Here is an 18609-nt window from a genome sequence, read left to right on the forward strand (position 1 = left end):
AATGGTTCGACTATCGAACCATAATAAATGACAAGGGAGTTATTTTCATGAATCGAGATGCCAAAACCATTATTGAACGGTATATTGCTGCAGAATTTACTGTAATAAAGCATTTATTTAATGAGATTGGAGAGGCGATTCCAGATCATCTAACGATCGACCAATACCAGATCATGTGTGTACTCCATCAGCGAGGCCAATGCACCTCCACCGATCTGGCTGAAGTATTCAAGGTCGTAAAGAGCTCTATTACTGCCATTATTAATCGACTTGTCGATCGCGGATACGTTGAACGGACGCCTGCTGAGGAGGATCGGCGTGTAATCGTACTGTCCTTAACGGAGGAAGGACGAACTGTATTAGAGCATGCGGACAAAAAGGTGCAGGATATTGTCGCCTCTTATCTGATTCATTTCAGCGAAACGGAAGTTGAAGCCTTCATCGGAGCGTACGAGAAGCTCGCCCGCTTGATGAAAGAAGGGAAAAATCAAAAATGAGAATGATACTGAGAGCAAAATGGGCTGTATTGGCAGCCTGGATTGCGGTTGCTGTTATTCTTGCAATAGCAGCACCGTCGCTTAGTGAGCTCGTGAAGGAGCATGGTACGATTGGCGTACCTGACGGCTACTCCTCTGCAGAAGCGATCCGCATCATGGATGAAGTGTCCAATGCGAAAGGCAATGTGCATGAAACGAGTATGGCACTGGTCTTCCATAATCCAAATGGAATGACTGATAAGGACACCAAAGACATTCAGCAAGCTATTCAACAGCTCAATCAAAACAAAAACAGCCTTCATATCGTCTCCATGCTCGAACCATACGGACAGTCGGAATTAAAGGCTAAATTAATTTCCAAAGACAACAAAACTGTACTCACCTCCCTATTAGTCAGCACCGAGACAGCGAATCCCGTAGAGATTCGTGATCAAATCAATAAAGAACTCGCTTCTACTTCTGTTGAGCACTACATTACAGGTCAAAAGCTGATTGAAAATGACCAACTCGTCAGCTCACAAGAGGGCTTGAAGAAGTCGGAACTGATTACCGTTGTATTCATTCTAGCCATCCTATTTTTCGTCTTCCGCTCAATCGTCGCAGCCTTCATTCCGCTGCTAACAGTCGGTCTGAGCTATATCATTTCACAATCCATTGTCGCATTTCTTGTCGAAAGCACCCAATTCCCGTTATCGACGTTCACGCAAATCTTTATGGTGGCTGTCTTATTCGGAATTGGAACGGATTACTGCATCCTGCTCCTCAGTCGGTATAAGGAAGAGCTCGCTAAGCACGACGATCTATGGGATGCGATTGCCGCCACGTACCGTACTGCCGGCAAAACAGTCCTCTTCTCCGGAATCGCCGTACTTGTCGGTTTTTCCGTGATTGGATTTTCCGAATTCAATTTGTATCGTTCTGCCGTTGCAGTTGCCATTGGAATTGCGATCATGCTGCTCGCGTTAGTAACGGTCGTACCGTTCTTCATGGCCGTGCTCGGCAAGAAGCTGTTCTGGCCAGCGAAGAAATCGATTGAGCATAAAGAAAGCCGTTCGTGGGGTGCCATTGGCTCATTCTCACTGCGCCGACCGCTGGCAGCGATGCTCGTGGTTGCAGCCGTCACTGTTCCGTTCCTAATATCCTATGAAGGTGAAGTATCGTTTAACAGCTTGGAGGAAATCGGAGATAAATACGATTCCGTCAAAGCCTTTAATATTATTGCAGACAGCTTCGAGCCTGGCGAATCCATGCCGACCCAAGTCGTCATCAAGAGCTATTCCCCGCTTCAGGTGGGCGAATATATGGCCGTAGCCGAGAAAATGAGCCGAGAGCTAATTAAGGTAGATGGTGTATCGGGCGTTCGCAGCCTTAGCCGACCTGCAGGCGATGAAATCAAGGACTTCCAAATTACCGAACAGGTCAAGACACTTGACAGCGGCCTGTCCAAGGGAAATGACGGATTATCCAAAATTAAAGATGGATTGTCCGAAGCAAGCAACGAATTAAGCAAAAACGAGCCTAAGCTCAAAGAGGCAGCTAGCGGAGCAGCACAGCTTACCGCGGGAACACAAGAACTGAAATCCGGAATCAAGCAGTTGAATGACGGACTTGGCCGCATTGAATCCGGCATTCGCGATGGTTCTGCCGGTGCCGGCCAACTGCAGCAAGGTCTGAAGCAGGCCAAGGAGAGTGCGCAAAAGCTGGCCCAAGCGCATCAGAAGCTGCTCGATACCTATAAGCAGATTGGGCAAGGTCTTACTGAAATAACAAGCGGCGTTGGCCTAATGAATACACAGTTCAGCGAATTGACCAAGTCGCTGCAATCGTTAACGGGCCGATTCGCAAGCTTGGAGGAACGCTTCCCGGATTTGTTGAAAGACGCTGATTATATGACAATTCGCGGTACCGTAACCGCTGCTGGGCAAGGGGCAGCCCAATTATCCGGCGCTCTTGGACAGATGCAATCTACATTAGCGAAAGTAAACGGAGGCATGGCTCAGGCGAACCAAGGCTACGAGCAAGCCACTACCGGCCAGAAGGCGCTGGCATCAGGGTTCGATCAGCTCATTGCAGGCATCTCGCAGCTAGAGTCAGGTCTGAAGCAGGCAGCCAATGGCCAAGGCCAAATCATTAGCAAAGTACCTGGCATCATAACAGGACTTGATAAACTTCAAGCTGGCCAAAAACAGATCGGAGACGGCTTCTCGCAATTATCGGATCAGATTGGCAAGCTGACGACCGGCTTGAAGGATGGAGCCGATGGATTGACGCAAGTATCGGATGGGCTTAACTCTGCTCAGGGATATTTGCAAAATGTAAGTACAGCGCCCGATAAAGAGCTTGGCGGCTGGTTCGTCCCTGATGAGGTATTATCGAATGACGCCTTCCGCAAGGCGCTCGATATGTACTTATCCGAGGATCACAGTGTAATGACCTTAGACGTCATCTTTGCTGATAATCCATATGGAACCCCGGCTATTGATCGAATCGACGCTGTGAAAGCAGCTGTAGATCGCAGCGTGAAGGGAACTTCCTTGGAAAAGGCGACGATCGCAGTTGGCGGTGTATCGAGCACGTTTGCCGACTTGAAGCAAATGTCTGGTGAAGATTATATGAGAACCGTAACGTACATGATCATCGGTATATTACTCATCCTGATTGTCCTGTTCCGATCCATCATTATGCCGCTGTATATCGTAGCATCCTTGCTGCTTACCTTCTTCACTTCGATGGGAATTACGGAAGTGATCTTTACGAAGATGCTGGATTACTCCGGGGTTACATGGGCAGCTCCATTCTTCGGCTTTGTTATGCTGATGGCACTTGGCGTCGATTACAGCATCTTCTTGATGGAACGCTTCAATGAGAATAAGCATCTGGATGTGAAGGATGCAATCCTATACGCGATGAAAAATATGGGGACGGTTATTATTTCTGCCGTAATCATCTTAGGAGGAACATTTGCTTCCTTCTATCCATCAGGCGTACTGTCCATGATGCAAATTGCAACCGTCGTATTATCCGGACTTACACTGTATACGTTCCTCATCCTGCCGTTCTTCGTACCCGTCATGGTCAAGACGTTCGGTTCTGCCAACTGGTGGCCGTTCTTCCATAAGCAGCAGGACGAGAAAGCGAAACAGCAAGTAAGTGCCTAAGCTGCTTTTCTACGTCACGTGAGTATTAATCCATTGAAACTCCATTGATCGCATGAAATACATCCGCAATGTTGAAGAGGAACCGAGCATCGGTTCCTCTATTTTTTACACCCAGTTTACGTTTGCTTAATATGCCGCTGACGAATATCCTTCATAATGTTGGTATATGACATTCGATCGGTAAACAATTTGGCGTACGATATCGAATGCAGGAATTCGTTCAACCGATTACTTACTAAATGAATTGTGGGAGGGACTATTTTGAAATCCAAAATTTTAGTTGTCGATGACGAACCTTCAATCTCTACCCTCATTGAATATAATTTGAAGCTGGCTGGCTATGACGTTCTGTGTGTCTATGATGGGGAAGCTGTATTTGATGTTCTATCCACTTTCCGTCCAGATTTGATTATCCTTGACCGCATGCTGCCGAAGAGCGATGGATTGGAAGTATGCCGCAAGCTGCGCGTGGCGAACAATATGGTGCCTGTTATTATGCTGACAGCGATGCAGGAAATAGGTGACAAAATTGATGGATTAGATAATGGCGCTGACGATTATATGACGAAGCCGTTCTCCCCGCAGGAGCTCATCTCCCGCATTCAGGCTGTCATGCGCCGCATCCGTTCCCTCCCTCTTGTAGATGAAGGACAGGTGTACCAAATCGGCAGTCTGCACGTCATGGCGGATCAGCGTGAAGTGAAGCTGGAAGGCCGGGATGTGGAGTTAACTCCGAAGGAGTTCGAACTGCTCGTCTTCCTATGCCGTCATCGCGGCAAGGTATTGAGCCGCCAACAGCTGCTGCACGGCGTATGGGACTATCACTTCCTCGGCGATACACGCATCGTCGATGTGCATATTAGCCACCTGCGCGATAAGCTGGAGAAAAACGCACGCAGCCCTGAATATATCATGACGATTCGTAATGTAGGCTACAAGCTTACAGAACCGACAAAGCGTCACTTAGCCTAACTTATTCCTCATTTCCGATATAACCCCGCCTGTTTCCCCGAGCAGGCGGGGTTTTTATATGTTGTCCCTGCATAATCAGCGCATTGGGCTATTATGAATGAACGAACACAATTACAGACCATGGAGGTTGCTATGGCGAACATTGTCAAAATTCGAGCAAGTATTTTTATACCTATGTCTTGGACGGAGCCGAAGCAAGAGTCGGATACGGGAAATATCATTCAATACGAAGGCGACACCCGCGAATTTACACCTTATGCCGTAAATACAATGCGTTCCAGGGTTGAGCAAGAAGTTGTTGTTGATTTGTATAAAAAGGAAGTATTCTCCTATTCGAATACCGGCATAACAACAGAAAAAGTGACTCGGCCAGATGGTTCTGTGAATAAAAGAACCGGCAAAGCCAGTACAGAGGGGATTTTGTGTAGCCATATTCGTTGGGGCTCTAATGAAGTCATGTTTCAAATGCGTGCAAGTGCCAGTAATCCATTACTAGCACTTGCGCCTCCTGTTGATTATTTATTACGCATACGAGTTACAGAAAATGGTGCCGTTGAAGTTGAGGGCAGCCATGATGGATTCCCATGTTTTGAATTTTATAAGCAAGTAGACTTTGGATCATTTGAACAAATCTATATTCATGATTTCAGAGAAACCGGAGATACCGCTCAAGCTCTGGCCGGGGAAATGGAGTACCATTTCAAAAAAGTGTTATAACTACAATTTGCGCTCTATATAGGCATACAAAAAAACGAGTTAGCAGGAGCAACTTCCCACTAACTCGTTGTTACTTATAAGAACAATGATTTCACTTTTCCCTTTAGCCGTTGCGTTGTTGGAAGTGCTTCATGAACTGCGCAAGCGCCTCACAACTCTCGTATGGCACCGCATTATAGATGGAAGCGCGAAGCCCGCCAACGCTGCGGTGTCCTTTCAGACCTATGAATCCTGCTTCGCCAGCTTGCTTAATGAATGCCTTCTCAAGCTCTTCGTCCGCCAAGCGGAAAGTCACGTTCATGAGGGAGCGGCTTCCGCGCTCCGCGCAGCCGCGATAGAACTCTCCGCTAGCATCAATCGTGCTGTACAAGAGCTCTGCCTTAGCAAGGTTATCGCGTTCAACCTGTTCAAGGCCGCCGCGCTCCTTCAGCCATTGCAGCACCAAATTGACCATGTAGATGGAGAAGGAAGGTGGTGTATTGTACAAGGAATTATTTTTATAATGCGTGCTGTATCGAAGCATGGATGGAATCGTCTTCGGGCTGCTCGCGATCAGGTCTTCTTTCGCAATGACAACGGTAACTCCGGACGGCCCCAGATTCTTCTGAGCGCCTGCGTAGATCATACCGAACTTGGATACATCTACTGGACGGCACAGAATATCACTGGACATATCCGCAATTATCGGTACAGACCCGCTGTCTGGATAGGCTGAATACTGCGTTCCGCCAATCGTTTCATTCGAAGTAATATGCACGTAGGCCGCATCCTCCGGTACAACAACCTCTTCAGGCGCCGGAACGCGCATAAAGCGATCCGCTTCTGTCGAAGCAATAACGCGAGTTGCACCAATCAGCTCGGCTTCTTTAATTGCTTTTTCCGCCCAGCTTCCGGTATGTACATATGCGCCTACTTTACCTTCAGAGAGCAAATTCATCGGCACCATCGCGAATTGCGTGCTTGCTCCGCCCTGCAGGAACAATACATCGTACCCAGAAGGAATGCCCAGCAGCTCTTTCAGCAATTGTTTCGCTTCATTGTGAACCTGTTCATATACCGCTCCGCGGTGCGACATTTCCATAATGGACATGCCTTGCTCTTGAAAATCCACGAATTCGGCTTGTGCCCGCTCCAATACAGCCAGCGGCAGCGCAGCCGGCCCTGCATTAAAATTGTACGCGCGATGTTGTCCCATCGGTTTCTCCCACCTTTGTCTCCATGACTAGCATGTTCATAGGCGCCCATGAAATGATCCGAACGTCTTCTGCTAGCGATATTTTATCGATAATGATAGCAGTATTTGAGTTCGCCATCAAGGAGCAATCCAAACGTTTTGCAGTTGATTGACATGGATGTCGAACGATTCTCATAGACAGAGAGGCATAATAGGGCTCATTCTTTTATGCTTTGCCTACGGATTCCCCCTTAACAAGGGTAACGTAGACGCGTTCATGCTCGACCTTCTCATCAGCAATCATTTTTAGCAGTTGTTCACATGCGAGCGCGCCCCACTTATGTTTAGAATAATCGATGGTTGCGAGGCGCGGCTGCATATAACGAGTCAGCTCAATATTGTCGAACCCGACGACATGAATATGCTCGCCGATACGAAGTTCTGTATCCGAAATACGATTGCACAGCCCCACCGCCATTTCATCGTTTAAGCAGAATACAGCAGCCGGCCTGTTGTACTCCTGCAAGATTTGCTCAGCAGCCCTCTCACCGCCGCTTTTGTTGAAATCGCCGACGATTTCAATCCACTCCACATTCGCTGCTCGATCCGACACGAGCTTCACGGCCTTCATCCGCTGCTCGGAATCAAACGATCCGGGCGGGCCTGTCACAATATAAATCTTCTGGTGCCCCTGCTCCACCAAATATTCCGTCGCCAAGGAGGCGCCCGCCTTGTTGTCCAACAGCACCTGATTAATGTTCGGATGATCCAATTCCCGATCCAGTACCACGATCTTATGGTTGCGATCAGCGTACATAAGCAATTCCTCGCTCGTGAACGTCTGATCGAGAATGACGGCCCCGTCTATCATTCGTTCCGGCAGCATGCGGTGTGACTGCTTCCCGCTGCATACGATCAGATCATAGCCTTGCGCATTGCATACCTTCTTCATGCCGTCCAGCAATTCGCCATATACTTCGCCCTTGAAGTCCGTTAAAAAGGCTCCGATGATCTTTGTTTCTCTCTTTTTCAAATTGCGGGCAGCAGCATTTGGTACATAGTTCAATTCTCTGGCAATAGCCAATATTCTTGAGCTTGTCTCATCCGTCACCTTGCTGCTGCCGTTCAGGGCATAAGATACCGTAGAAATCGACACTCCTGCTTTTTTGGCGATATCCTTAATACTGACCACTTGTCCTCAATCCTCCGTTTGGTAACCAATCCTTCTTCCTTATGATGTTGCATCCGTTCGGATGCCGCTTTGTCTTACTGAGATGTGCCGATGTCCGTTCACGCTCTTCAGATGTCCTTTCCCTATTGTAGCATTATAGAGAAAAGGACGATCCGGAAAAGATCGCCTTTGCCTTCCTTACATCCATATTTCAATCCGATTTGCACTGCTTTTCAATTCGCGCTCCACATCCGCACTGGCAATCTGTATGCCACCTCGCCGATACGGGTTATTCAACCTCTCCGCATTCACCTGCATCCCATTTATCGCTACGCGGCTCACGCCACCGCCTGCAATATGATAAATGAAGGTAACCTGTCTTCCGTCAAAATGGTAGTCAAAATGCAGCCCGTTCATCGTGTTCGGAAGTACAGGATCAATGACCAAATCGCCTTCAGCCTGCCGAATGCCAAGCACATTCGCAATCAGTTGATTCATATAGATTCCTGGACCGCTGGAATAGATTCTCCATCCGCCCTTCACCTGCACCGCTCCGCTGCGAAGCGCGTCCATATTCTCCTGCGCCTCATATCGGGTATTGAACTTCCCGTCTGAACTGCTGAAGTAGGCATTGCTTTGACGCAGCCCCGCATTAGGGACGACCTCACAAATGCCAACGGGATTAATCGTCTCCAATCCGCGCCAAGCATCGTCCGCACACCCAAGCTTCGCCATCGCTTCAACATAGCGAATATGCGCATGCACATACTGCAGTCCTACCTCGCGTCCGAAGTTCGAAGCCTGCTCAGCCCGCTTGAAATGCGTGCTGACGCCGCCTGCATATTGAGCCGGTCGATTCATTAGCCGTACACCATCCGGGAACGACAGATGATCCTGAATCAAACGATAATTAATGCGTGCCTGCTTCTCATCTACCAGTTCGGCAATAATACTGCGCGTCATTGGCAGAAGCCGGTATTGAATACCTGTCTCCGTATCCGTCGGATGCAGCATCAGCTTGGCATGCGCTGGATCTTCCATATAGATGAAGCCGGGAATGACCTCCGTGTGCAGCATGTAGCGTTTGTAGTCCTGTTCAATGCCAGATGCGATCTCTTGCAATTCCTCAGCCAGCTTCTCGTTTGCTGCAAGCAGCACATCAGCAAATTGCTTCATTGCTTGATACGTAAGCGCTACGGTCCAACTACTAATCATATATTTCTTCAACTGCGCATTCGCCGGCTGCAGCGTATCATCCCAATCTCCATCGCCATAAGACGATAAATGCGTATCGTGAAGGAAATGCTTACGAATATAAGAGATTTCCTTGATGGCGTGCTCCAGTATGGTCGCCTTATCCGACGTGAAGTTAAAACGCTGCTTCATGGTATAAGGAACCTTTTCCTTCAAAATACTGTAATCCCCGGTTGCCGTCAAATAATCGCCCAGCACTTTGAGCGGCCATACGATAATATCTCCGTGGCTCTCCTCCTGCTGCACCGTAACATACTCATCGAACATAAACCATTGCGGCCAGTTTCCATCGTCCTCATATTGATGGGAATAGACCATTTTCACAATATCCCGCACTTGCTCGTACTTGTGAGTAGCCATGAAATATTCAACCGGCCCCTGGCATACGTCCCGCGTTCCCCAAGCCGCTCCGCCATACTGTTCTAGTCCGTGCGGTACTGCATAATGAACGAGCATGTTGTGGGTGTACCACCACGCCAAGGCATTCATCTTGAACAGTTCATCGGACTGTCCCACTCCGTACGAAAGATGGAATTCGTTCATCAAGCTTTTCAAAAAGGCACGGTATTCATCCATTTCAGTTTGGATATCACGTATCGTCGGGGAGTGCTCCAAATTCGCTGCACGCTCTCGTCCATCCAGCAATCCGTGGATCGTTAACGTCCATTCCTGAGTCGCATCAAGCTGCATGACAACAAGCGAAGCGTCACCGGATTGGATCCCGCTTGCCAGCATCGTCTCATCACCGATCGTCACTGGCGCCCCTTCCACCCACATGCGATATTCAAGATTCGGGCACACCTTAGCGCTAAGCGATTCCTTATTGGCATGGAAAATCAGCGTACCGCCCTCCTGCTTCATGTGAACTGGAAGCTCGTACTCGTTGACATTCATCGTCACTTGATTGGTTACCACATACTTGTAGGCCGTTCCACTCACAGAGCGGACGTCCAAGTGGATCTCAGGCGCATCCGTTGCCGTGTAGTTCGTCACAATCAGCATGTCGTCGTCTGTCTTGTAATACCAGCGTGCGTAGTTGAAGCCCATCTCGAACATGGATGGCATTGCGAGCAGCCGATACTCTCCGTTCATGTGCACGTAGACGCGTTGTCCCGCCGTCTTTGGCACGTTCAGCGGGTTGCGAGCATTGCTCATCATTTTATTGAAATTGGTGTTGCCAACCACCACATGCGAGTTGAATATGCCGTACATATAAGCAGTCGTCGTCATGACCTGCGCGCCCAATTTCACGCTGTTTCCGCTCATTACGATATGTCCATGCGGACGTTCGACGAGAAGCTCCTTTTCCTTTAGCACGACATGCTCGTAGGTGTCTGTGAAAAAGGACAACAGCTTGCCATCCATGCGCTCTTCCTGATATCGTTCCGGGAAAAGTGCCTCTACTTCTGCTTCTGTCATCGAAAGCGTCCGCAGGGGTTCAGCCATATCGGCATTGAATTGGACAGGATTTAACGGATTCGATGCTGCATTTTTTTCGTTCGCAGCTATATGACTTGACTCGGACAAGTAAGCTTCCCATGCCTGCCCCACCTCGTCCCGATACTCCAGTTCCGTTATTGCGGCTGCATGGTCTGCTCTGTACAGACCATAAAATACAAATCGCTCTTCCCCATGAAGCGTAACTCGCTCCGATTGCAGCGCAGTATAGGCAAATTCATACTGATACACTTCATTGGAAAGACAAGGTTTGCTCACACTCGCCGGTATGTTGGTTTCCTTATAGGACAATCCAAAAAATTGAAATCCGTCGGTCGAGTAGCCAATTGCGCGGCTGAGCGCTCCCTGCTGCATATATGGGAATGCTCCGCCTTGCGGTTGATTCTGGCGTGAGCAGACAACACAGCCGATCTCTTCATCCTCGAAGACAGCATGATCAATATATTGCGACAGATACGCCTCGTTGCTTCGTACCGCACCTATTGAAGCAATGCCAAGATCTTGACCATACAGGATATCGACGGTTATCCCCTCCCCACGTACAGCAACATCCCAGAACCAAATGCCCTCTCTCATAAGTGCAAAGGTTACCTTATACGCCGCTCCCTCAACGGCTCCTTCCCATACTACCTGATTTCCTTCCGTCCGCACGGCACTTCGCGAGCGAATCCCGAGCAGCGGATAGAAACGGATACCCGAATCGTCGTGAATCCGTAAATATAAATTGTTGAGCGAGCCATCAAGCGGACTCGTTACCAACTGATTGAGCATGATCTGCCCGCTAACTGCTTGATGCAAATCACCGCTCGACCAAAACGAAAAGTACAATTCGCCGGCTTGAATCGTAAACTTCGACTGCGTTGATCTCTCTATTGTCGTCATGTCTGCCCTTCCTCCTATCCCAGTCATAGCAAGTCTTCTTTTGTTTCTATAAATCTAGTTCTAGTAGTTATTCTAGTAAGGCTATACCTTTTTGGTCGTTCATCTTTTTATTCCTAAATCAGCATCAGCGAACGAGTCGGAAAGAGTCCTGCAATGTATCACGGCTGTTCGATCCAACATGTACCTGGAACATTCCTTCATCGCTTGCCAAGCGAAGATCGGAATGGTGATATCTTAGCTGCTCCTCGGTTAAGTGGAAGCGGATTTCCTTGCTTTCTCCTGATTCCAACTCAATCTGCACATAGTCCTTCAGCTCGCGCAGCGGACGAACAACCTCGCCGGATATGTCGCGGATATACAGCTGCACCGTTTCCACACCTGCTATCGCTCCTGTGTTCGTAACGGTTAGGCGGATTTCAAGCTTCTCCTCATCTGTTATCTCGCTGCTGGAAAGCTCCAGATTGCTGTAGGCGAACGATGTATAGGACAATCCGTAGCCGAACGGAAGCAGCGGATCATTCGAGCAGTCGATATATTTCGAGACATAGCGTTCATCCGTCTTGCTTGGATTCAGCGGCCGTCCTGTATTGAAATGATTGTAATAAACCGGCACCTGCCCAACCGATTGCGGGAATGACATCGTAAGCCGGCCTGACGGATTCACCTTGCCAAGCAAGATGTCCGCAACAGCTGCTCCGCCCTCACTGCCAGGGAACCATGCCTCCAATACAGCATCCGCTGATTCGATGACACCATGCAGATCAAGCGGGCGTCCGTTGAACAAGACAGCAGCCATCGGCTTGCCAAGCGTCTTCAGCTGTTTCACTAGATCTAGCTGCACTTCCGGCAGACGAAGATCCGTACGGGAGGCGCCTTCACCGCTCATCGCGGATTCCTCGCCCAGCGCAAGCACAATGACATCCGCGGCAGCAGCCGTATTGAGCGCTTCCTTCAACTGAGCCGTTGTCATACACTCGATGCCGCATCCAGCCGCGATGCTCAGATGACCGCTTGGCAGCCGCTCCGTCAAGGCATCACCCAGTTTCACTGCATCCTCCTTCGCACCGACACAGGACCACCAGCCTAACACGTCCTCACTCTGAGCGAATGGCCCAATGAGTGCAACCTTGGTATTAGGCTGCAGTGGCAGCATGCCGTTATTTTTCAACAGTACGCAGGATTTGGCTGCCAGTTCGTAGGATGCCTTGCGATGCTCCGCGCAAAAAAGAATCTCGCGCTCCCGTTCCGGATTCGCGCCGCGCAGCGGATTCTCAAATAGGCCCAGCTTGTCCTTAAGACGCAGAATACGCAGCACCGCTTCATCGACAAGCGCCTCATCTACCTTGCCTTCGCGGATAAGCCCCGGCAAATGATGTACATAGCACGGCGTCATCATCTCGATGTCCACGCCCGCTCTTATAGCACGGAGAGCTGCCTCGCGATCATCCTCAGCCGCACCGTGAGCAATCATTTCCCGTATGGAAGCCCAGTCCGAAATCACAACTCCGCCGAAGCCCCATTCCTCGCGCAGAATGCCGCGCAGCAGCTTCTGATTGCCTGTCGCCGGTATACCGTCGACGGTATTGAAGGAAGACATGACCATCTCGCAGCCTTCCTCCAGCGCTGCCTTGTACGCAGGCAAGTAATATTCGCGCAGAGCCCTTTCCGACATATCAACCGTGTTGTACTCGCGGCCTCCTTCCGGTGCCCCATAAGCGGCAAAATGCTTCACGCATGCAGCCAGCCGCTCCGAATCTCCCTTTATATCGCTGCCTTGATAGCCGCGCACAAACGCCCGCGCGAATAAACTGTTCAGATGCGGATCCTCGCCCGTCGTTTCCATCACTCTTCCCCAGCGCGGATCACGCACCAGATCGACCATTGGTGCGAACGTCACATGAATGCCTGAAACTGCCGACTCTCGCGCTGCGATTGCCGCGCTCTGTTCTGCGAGCTCCGTATTCCACGAGCAGCCGATCGCGAGCGGGATCGGGAAAATGGTCTTGAAGCCGTGAACGACATCGGCCATGAACAGAAGCGGAATGCCAAGACGGCTTTTCTTCATATAATTCTGCTGCACATCGATTACAGCCTGCGCCCCGGACAAGCCAAGCACAGAGCCGCTCGCTGCAACCATCTGCTCGGTTATGCCCATTTCTTCCATCGGCCCCGTTACCTGTCCTTCGCTGTCTGAGCCTTCATGGAAATGTCCCGTAAGCTGCAGCAGTTGGGCAATCTTCTCTTCCAATGTCATCTGTTGTACAAGCGCTTTAAGTTGTTGATTATCCATAGTAGTTCCTCCACGGTTCGAATTTCTCGTATGAAAGATCATTGACTGGTCATCATTCGAAGGGATGTTCATTTTTCATTTCCTTAAATAGTGCTTCTCCTTCCTCAGGGACTTGCGCAATACTTGACTCCGTTGTACGTGCGCCAAAGAGCAGCAATCATCGATTGTGCAAATTCCTCATTGAGAAGAACAATATTGTGGAAAAGGAACCCGGCGGCAGCAATCCCTGTCCTCAATTGGCATACCGGGTTCATTCAAACAAATCGTACCTATTTCAAATTGTTCAACTCATCCAGAGCCGGCTGTACGAGTGACATTTTGCTCTCCACCCACTTTTTCCAGTTCGATTCCAGATCACCACTCTGCAAAATAAGATTCGTGTACTCCGTCTCGTAAGTGAAAGTTGCCTGGTTCTTCACCTTGGAATCGTGCAATTGAACCGTCCAGTCATAGGCGGCCAGCTTACCGCCCTCTTTGCCCAGCTTCGCCTTGTTCTGATAATGCAGAACGGAGCGGTCGCGATATTCCTTCTTAATCGCCGGGTTAATGATGCTGAAGTCGTCTCCTAATAAATACAGCCCTTCAAAGCGGCTTGGATATTTGTCCTCAAGCGATGTTCCTTCCGGCAGCAGGCTTACAAGCTCCTTGTTGTCGCCGTATTTCCAATCCTTGCCCTCGAAGCCCATGTTCAATATCATTTGCCCTTCTGTGCTAGTCGAATAATCCAATAAGTCCATAACTCGTTCAAACTTCTCTTTACTGATGTTCGGCGAGAAAATGAGTGCCGACCAGAAATTTGCCTGCTCCAGATTTCGATATTTGCCGTCGTCGCCAAGCACGATCGCAGTATGAACAAGATCGTCGCTGCTCACGCCCAGATTTTTCTGCATATCCTTATCCACGTCTTGTCTAAAGGAAGCCAGACCGCCAAGGCCGGCTACTGCCGCTGCGCCTTTCACGCGGAAGTTATCGCCTCCCTCGCTGTTTTTCCATGTATAGAACTCAGGATTCAACAGTCCTTCCTTGTATGCCTGCTGCATCAGCTTCAAGCCGACAAGCGTTTCTGGATCCGCTGGCCCCCAGTGATATTTTCCATCCTCTCCTTTATAGAAGGCAGACTCCACACGGGAATGCTCACTGTTCGGCATAATGATGTTCACCAATGCATCTCCTGCATTGAAGGAAAGAGGGACCAGATTCGCGCCGACCTTGCCCGGATCCTTCTCCTTCACCAGCTTGGCAAACGTCATTAATTCACTTGTCGTATAGGCATCCTTTAATTCAAAGCCGACAGCCTTTGCCCAGTCCTTGCGCAGGACAATAACGCCGTTTTGGTTGACAAGCGGATCAGCAGGCTTGTTCTCGTAGTACACGGGACGCGGCAGCAGATAAGTGCCGCCCTTCAGCTCTTCCAGCTTCTCGCCAAGCCCAGTCAGCTTGTAGGCAGTAGCCACGTTCGGCCAGCGCTCCTTCCAATCGTCCGGGAACTTGTACAGAAGCCCTTGGTCGATATAGTTCACCGCGTCGCCGTGAATATAGTTCCATGTAGCCACGTCAGGAAGATCGCCGGAGCTGACCCACAGCCGCAGCTTTTCCGCCCATGAATCCCATTCAATGAAGTTGTAGTCCCACTCCAGATTGAATTTATCCATCCAGAATTTGTGGAACTCATTGTTCAATTGTCCGTCCTTCAGATTAATGGTGCTTGCCACGGAAATTTTGAGCTTATCCTTGTAATTTCCGTTTTCATCTTTCTCGTTGCCCCCTTGCGCCCCCTCCTTCGAGCATGCTGTAGCCAGCAGCACTACCAGACATAGCGAGAGGAGAAGAATGGATCTTACCGACAGCTTTTTGTCTGCTTTCATGTTTTGTCGCCCCTTTTTAAGATCGAGTTCAATAGGTCACTTTTCAGCACCGAGAAGGTTGCAAGAACTCGAAGCTTATGCTTCCGAAGTGAGCTTTGCTGCGCAAAGCTTGTAAGGAGCAGCGGAATGTAGGCAAGACTACATGAGCAGCTAAAATGTTTCTGAAAGAAACATACTTCGAAAGCATACGCTCTTCGAGAGTGAATGCAAGATTCGACGCCGATTCACTTCCTGTACATTATTTTCTTCGTGATCAAAAGCGACCTATTTAAACTACCCCTTTAGATTTTTGATGCATATTGCCGTCATACCATCATGCAAAATAACAAAAATCTATGTGTATCATCAGGTCTTAATTGCCCCTGTTAACACCCCTTTAGCGAAATGCTTCTGAAGCAGAGGGAAGAAGCACATGATAGGCACCATCGTGACGAACACTGCAGCCATCTTCATCCCCGTTGAAAAAGCTTGCTTGCCGACAGCACTTACGCTTGAAGCATTGGATGCGTTCGTCGTCGATTCCACAATAATGGTGCGAAGCACGTTCTGCAGCGGAAGCTGCTCTGCCTTGCGCAGGAAGATCATCGCATCATACCAACTGTTCCAATATGCGACGCCATAGAACAGCGTAATGGTTGCCATAATGGGAGCGGCCAGCGGAAGCACGACTGAGAACATAATTCTCCATTCGCCCGCTCCGTCCAAGCGCGCGGATTCCATCAGCGATTCTGGAAGACTGTAGAAATAGTTCATCATCAGGATCATATTGAAGGCGCTGAAGCTGCCGGCAAAAATGACAGACCATAATGTCCCGGTCAGATGCAGGGATTTCATGATCAGGTACAGCGGGACGATGCCACCGTTAAAGATCATCGTGAACAGCACGAGAAAGAAGATAATCCGTTTGCCCGGAAACTTGCTTCTGCTAAGTCCATAAGCCATGCTGCTCGTCAGGAACAGGCTTAACGGCAAACCGACAATAAGCAGCTTGAAGGTGTTCCAGTATCCCATAAGAATACTTCCGTCCATGAAAAGCGCCTTGTAGGAGGCCAGCGTCGGATTTTTCGGGAACAGCATGAACGGATTGTCGGCGTACTCCTTCGGTGTCGAGAATGAAATCATAATGACATTCCAGAATGGAATGAGAATCAACAGTGCAATACCAAGTAGAATGAGAAATAAGATGTAGTCGAGGGCAGTCATCTTCTCCCTGCGGAACGCTGACCGCCTTGCCGTTTTCTTGCTCATTGTTGCATTCCCTCCTTATCGGAATAGCCCGTCTCCGCCCAGCATTTTCGCTACTCGATCCGCAGCAAGCAGCAGGATCATATTCACCAGAGATCGGAACAAGCTGACCGCCGTTGAGAACGAAAAGTCGGTTGAAGATTGGAAGGTGATCCGGTAAATGTACACATCCAGCACCTCGGACACATTTTTCGTAGCTGCATTTGCCAAGTTGAAAATTTGATCAAAGCCCGAGGACATCAGTCCGCCCACGGACAGAATGAACATGACCGTGACGGTAGGCATAATGTTGGGCAATGTAATGCGGAACACCTGCTGCATCCGTGACGCCCCGTCAATCTGGGCAGATTCGAATTGATCCTGATCGATTCCCGAGATGGCAGCCAAATAGATAATGGCTCCCCATCCGGTCGACTTCCAAATGTCCGTAAGCAGCAGCATCGGAACAAACGTGCTCTCTGACCCAAGGAAATTTATCGTTGGCAATCCAAGCAGCGCTAGCGCGCTGTTCACAAGTCCATCATAGGCCAGTACATTAATGACAACCCCTGACACGATTATCCATGACAAGAAATGGGGAAACGTCAGCACGGTTTGAAATACTTTTTTCGCGCGCTTCATTCGGAGCTCGTTAAGCATGAGTGCCAGCAGGATCGGGAATGGGAATTGAATAACCAGCTTAATGATGTTGATGTACAACGTCCGCCAGAGCGCATCGAGAAAGGCGGGATCACGGAACACGTACTTGAAATTTTCGAATCCGACCCATGGACTGCCCCAAATGCCCAGGTTCGCCTTATAATCCTTGAAGGCGAGCGATAAGCCGCCCATCGGCAAATACGCAAATAGTAGAAGCCAGATCAGCCCAGGAAGGAGCAGCGTATATACCATTCGATGCTTCCATATATCACTGAATAGCGCTCCCAGCTTCGATCGACTCTTCAGCTTGCCGTCAGGCCCTTGCAAGGCTGCAGATTTCACATTGCATTTCCCCTCTCAATTCGCTTCTTGTTGTCAAAAAGAAAGTCAAAGACTGTCCTCAAATGCTTCTCCCAAAATACCCAGTCATGGGTGCCTGAATCTTCTACATAGCGAAAGTGGAACCCGGATGAGGAAGCGGCATTCATGTGCGCAGCAAACGCTCGATTCATTTCAATGAAGGGGTCTTCCGAGCCGCAGCAGCACAAAATGTGCGGCATCAAGCTTCCCGCATCCATCCTCTTGGCAGCCAGCGCATATAGATCCTGCTCGGGCTTCACAAGTAAATCCACGCCAAACACCGCCTGCATTTCTTTTACCATTCCTTGGGGCATATCGGGATCGCGGAGGCGTCGCTGTAGATCTGTTACCCCAGACAACGATACTGCCTTGGCGTAGCGCTCGGGATAGGTAAGTGCGCATTTCAAAGCGCCATATCCTCCCATCGACAAGCCCGCAACGTATGTATGCTCTGGCTCAACATTCAACTGGAGCAGCTTGCTGCACAAGTCGGGAAGCTCTTCGGTGATAAATGTAAAATAGTCGAGTCCGTACGCCATGTCTGTGTAATAGCTGCGATTCGCCTCTGGCATAATTACCGTACAATTGTGCCGCTGCGCATATTGCTCAATCGTCGTCAGCCGCTGCCATGTGCTCGCATTGTCACCAGCACCATGCAGCAAATAGAGCGTACTGCTTGGAGGAATGTGCGATTCCAAGGGATAAATGACGTGAACGCTCGTGTTCATTCGTAAAATGTTCGACCCAGTTTCTATCGTGACATGCGCCATATGTAATCCCTTTCATTTTAGGATTTTTGAAATTATAGTTCTGTCCTACGTAATGTAAGCGATTTATTCGAATCGTTTCGACACAATCATAGATCTCTGATCTTTAATCTGTCAATCCTTTTTTTGATGAAATTGATCAACAGGGAAACTATGACTA

Annotated in this window: 13 protein-coding genes; 4 read left to right on the forward strand and 9 right to left on the reverse strand. The window is 49.2% G+C overall.

Going from position 1 to position 18609, the window contains the following annotated elements; translation table 11 throughout:
• Positions 1-47: 47 nt before the first annotated feature.
• The 4 genes from ACQ5BJ_RS19805 to ACQ5BJ_RS19820 all read left to right on the forward strand — a co-directional run bounded on the left by ACQ5BJ_RS19805 (position 48) and on the right by ACQ5BJ_RS19820 (position 5344).
• On the forward strand, positions 48-497 hold the full coding sequence (locus tag ACQ5BJ_RS19805) for a MarR family winged helix-turn-helix transcriptional regulator (protein WP_005552210.1): 450 nt from the start codon (positions 48-50) through the stop codon (positions 495-497).
• A complete protein-coding gene (locus ACQ5BJ_RS19810) occupies positions 494-3655 on the forward strand; it encodes an MMPL family transporter (protein WP_430112064.1) in 3162 nt (1053 codons plus the stop codon). Before ACQ5BJ_RS19805 ends, ACQ5BJ_RS19810 begins: the two co-directional genes overlap by 4 nt.
• Positions 3656-3916: 261 nt before the next feature.
• On the forward strand, positions 3917-4627 hold the full coding sequence (locus ACQ5BJ_RS19815) for a response regulator transcription factor (RefSeq protein ID WP_005552212.1): 711 nt from the start codon (positions 3917-3919) through the stop codon (positions 4625-4627).
• A gap of 132 nt (positions 4628-4759) precedes the next feature.
• Positions 4760-5344 carry a DUF3238 domain-containing protein gene (locus ACQ5BJ_RS19820; RefSeq protein WP_430112066.1) on the forward strand — a complete coding sequence of 195 codons (585 nt, stop codon included), beginning with the start codon at positions 4760-4762 and terminating at the stop codon, positions 5342-5344.
• A 103-nt stretch (positions 5345-5447) separates the two neighbouring features.
• On the opposite strand, the gene serC is transcribed toward ACQ5BJ_RS19820, so the two are convergent.
• From serC to ACQ5BJ_RS19865, 9 genes are all read right to left on the reverse strand, one after another.
• On the reverse strand, positions 5448-6539 hold the full coding sequence (serC, locus tag ACQ5BJ_RS19825; protein WP_430112067.1) for a 3-phosphoserine/phosphohydroxythreonine transaminase: 1092 nt from the start codon (positions 6537-6539) through the stop codon (positions 5448-5450).
• Positions 6511-6657 (reverse strand): hypothetical protein, encoded by a 147-nt coding sequence (locus tag ACQ5BJ_RS19830; RefSeq protein ID WP_163979111.1) that lies wholly within the window; start codon positions 6655-6657, stop codon positions 6511-6513. Before ACQ5BJ_RS19830 ends, serC begins: the two co-directional genes overlap by 29 nt.
• An 87-nt stretch (positions 6658-6744) precedes the next feature.
• On the reverse strand, positions 6745-7710 hold the full coding sequence (locus tag ACQ5BJ_RS19835; RefSeq protein WP_005552215.1) for a LacI family DNA-binding transcriptional regulator: 966 nt from the start codon (positions 7708-7710) through the stop codon (positions 6745-6747).
• Between the two features lie 177 nt (positions 7711-7887).
• A complete protein-coding gene (locus tag ACQ5BJ_RS19840; protein ID WP_430112070.1) occupies positions 7888-11283 on the reverse strand; it encodes a GH36-type glycosyl hydrolase domain-containing protein in 3396 nt (1131 codons plus the stop codon).
• 124 nt (positions 11284-11407) lie between these two features.
• Complete coding sequence (gene bglX / locus ACQ5BJ_RS19845) at positions 11408-13573, reverse strand: beta-glucosidase BglX (protein ID WP_430112072.1); 2166 nt, start codon at positions 13571-13573, stop codon at positions 11408-11410.
• Positions 13574-13842: 269 nt separating this feature from the next.
• Complete coding sequence (locus tag ACQ5BJ_RS19850) at positions 13843-15438, reverse strand: extracellular solute-binding protein (protein WP_005552220.1); 1596 nt, start codon at positions 15436-15438, stop codon at positions 13843-13845.
• Between the two features lie 345 nt (positions 15439-15783).
• A complete protein-coding gene (locus ACQ5BJ_RS19855; protein WP_005552221.1) occupies positions 15784-16686 on the reverse strand; it encodes a carbohydrate ABC transporter permease in 903 nt (300 codons plus the stop codon).
• A gap of 15 nt (positions 16687-16701) precedes the next feature.
• Complete coding sequence (locus tag ACQ5BJ_RS19860) at positions 16702-17664, reverse strand: ABC transporter permease (RefSeq protein ID WP_005552222.1); 963 nt, start codon at positions 17662-17664, stop codon at positions 16702-16704.
• Positions 17661-18452, reverse strand: coding sequence for an alpha/beta hydrolase (locus tag ACQ5BJ_RS19865; RefSeq protein WP_005552223.1), 792 nt, complete (start codon positions 18450-18452; stop codon positions 17661-17663). Before ACQ5BJ_RS19865 ends, ACQ5BJ_RS19860 begins: the two co-directional genes overlap by 4 nt.
• Between the last annotated feature and the right edge of the window lie 157 nt (positions 18453-18609).

The organism is Paenibacillus sp. B1-35, assembly GCF_050474385.1.
GTDB classification, from domain to species: Bacteria; Bacillota; Bacilli; order Paenibacillales; family Paenibacillaceae; genus Paenibacillus_B; species Paenibacillus_B alvei.

Bases quoted from the DNA above. Each gene is read 5' to 3' on its own strand.
- bglX (WP_430112072.1), bottom strand. From the start codon at position 13,573: ATGGATAATCAACAACTTAAAGCGCTTGTACAACAGATGACATTGGAA.
- ACQ5BJ_RS19830 (WP_163979111.1), bottom strand. From the start codon at position 6,657: ATGGCGAACTCAAATACTGCTATCATTATCGATAAAATATCGCTAGCA.
- ACQ5BJ_RS19840 (WP_430112070.1), bottom strand. From the start codon at position 11,283: ATGACGACAATAGAGAGATCAACGCAGTCGAAGTTTACGATTCAAGCC.
- ACQ5BJ_RS19865 (WP_005552223.1), bottom strand. From the start codon at position 18,452: ATGGCGCATGTCACGATAGAAACTGGGTCGAACATTTTACGAATGAAC.
- ACQ5BJ_RS19850 (WP_005552220.1), bottom strand. From the start codon at position 15,438: ATGAAAGCAGACAAAAAGCTGTCGGTAAGATCCATTCTTCTCCTCTCG.
- serC (WP_430112067.1), bottom strand. From the start codon at position 6,539: ATGGGACAACATCGCGCGTACAATTTTAATGCAGGGCCGGCTGCGCTG.
- ACQ5BJ_RS19805 (WP_005552210.1), top strand. From the start codon at position 48: ATGAATCGAGATGCCAAAACCATTATTGAACGGTATATTGCTGCAGAA.
- ACQ5BJ_RS19810 (WP_430112064.1), top strand. From the start codon at position 494: ATGAGAATGATACTGAGAGCAAAATGGGCTGTATTGGCAGCCTGGATT.
- ACQ5BJ_RS19820 (WP_430112066.1), top strand. From the start codon at position 4,760: ATGGCGAACATTGTCAAAATTCGAGCAAGTATTTTTATACCTATGTCT.
- ACQ5BJ_RS19855 (WP_005552221.1), bottom strand. From the start codon at position 16,686: ATGAGCAAGAAAACGGCAAGGCGGTCAGCGTTCCGCAGGGAGAAGATG.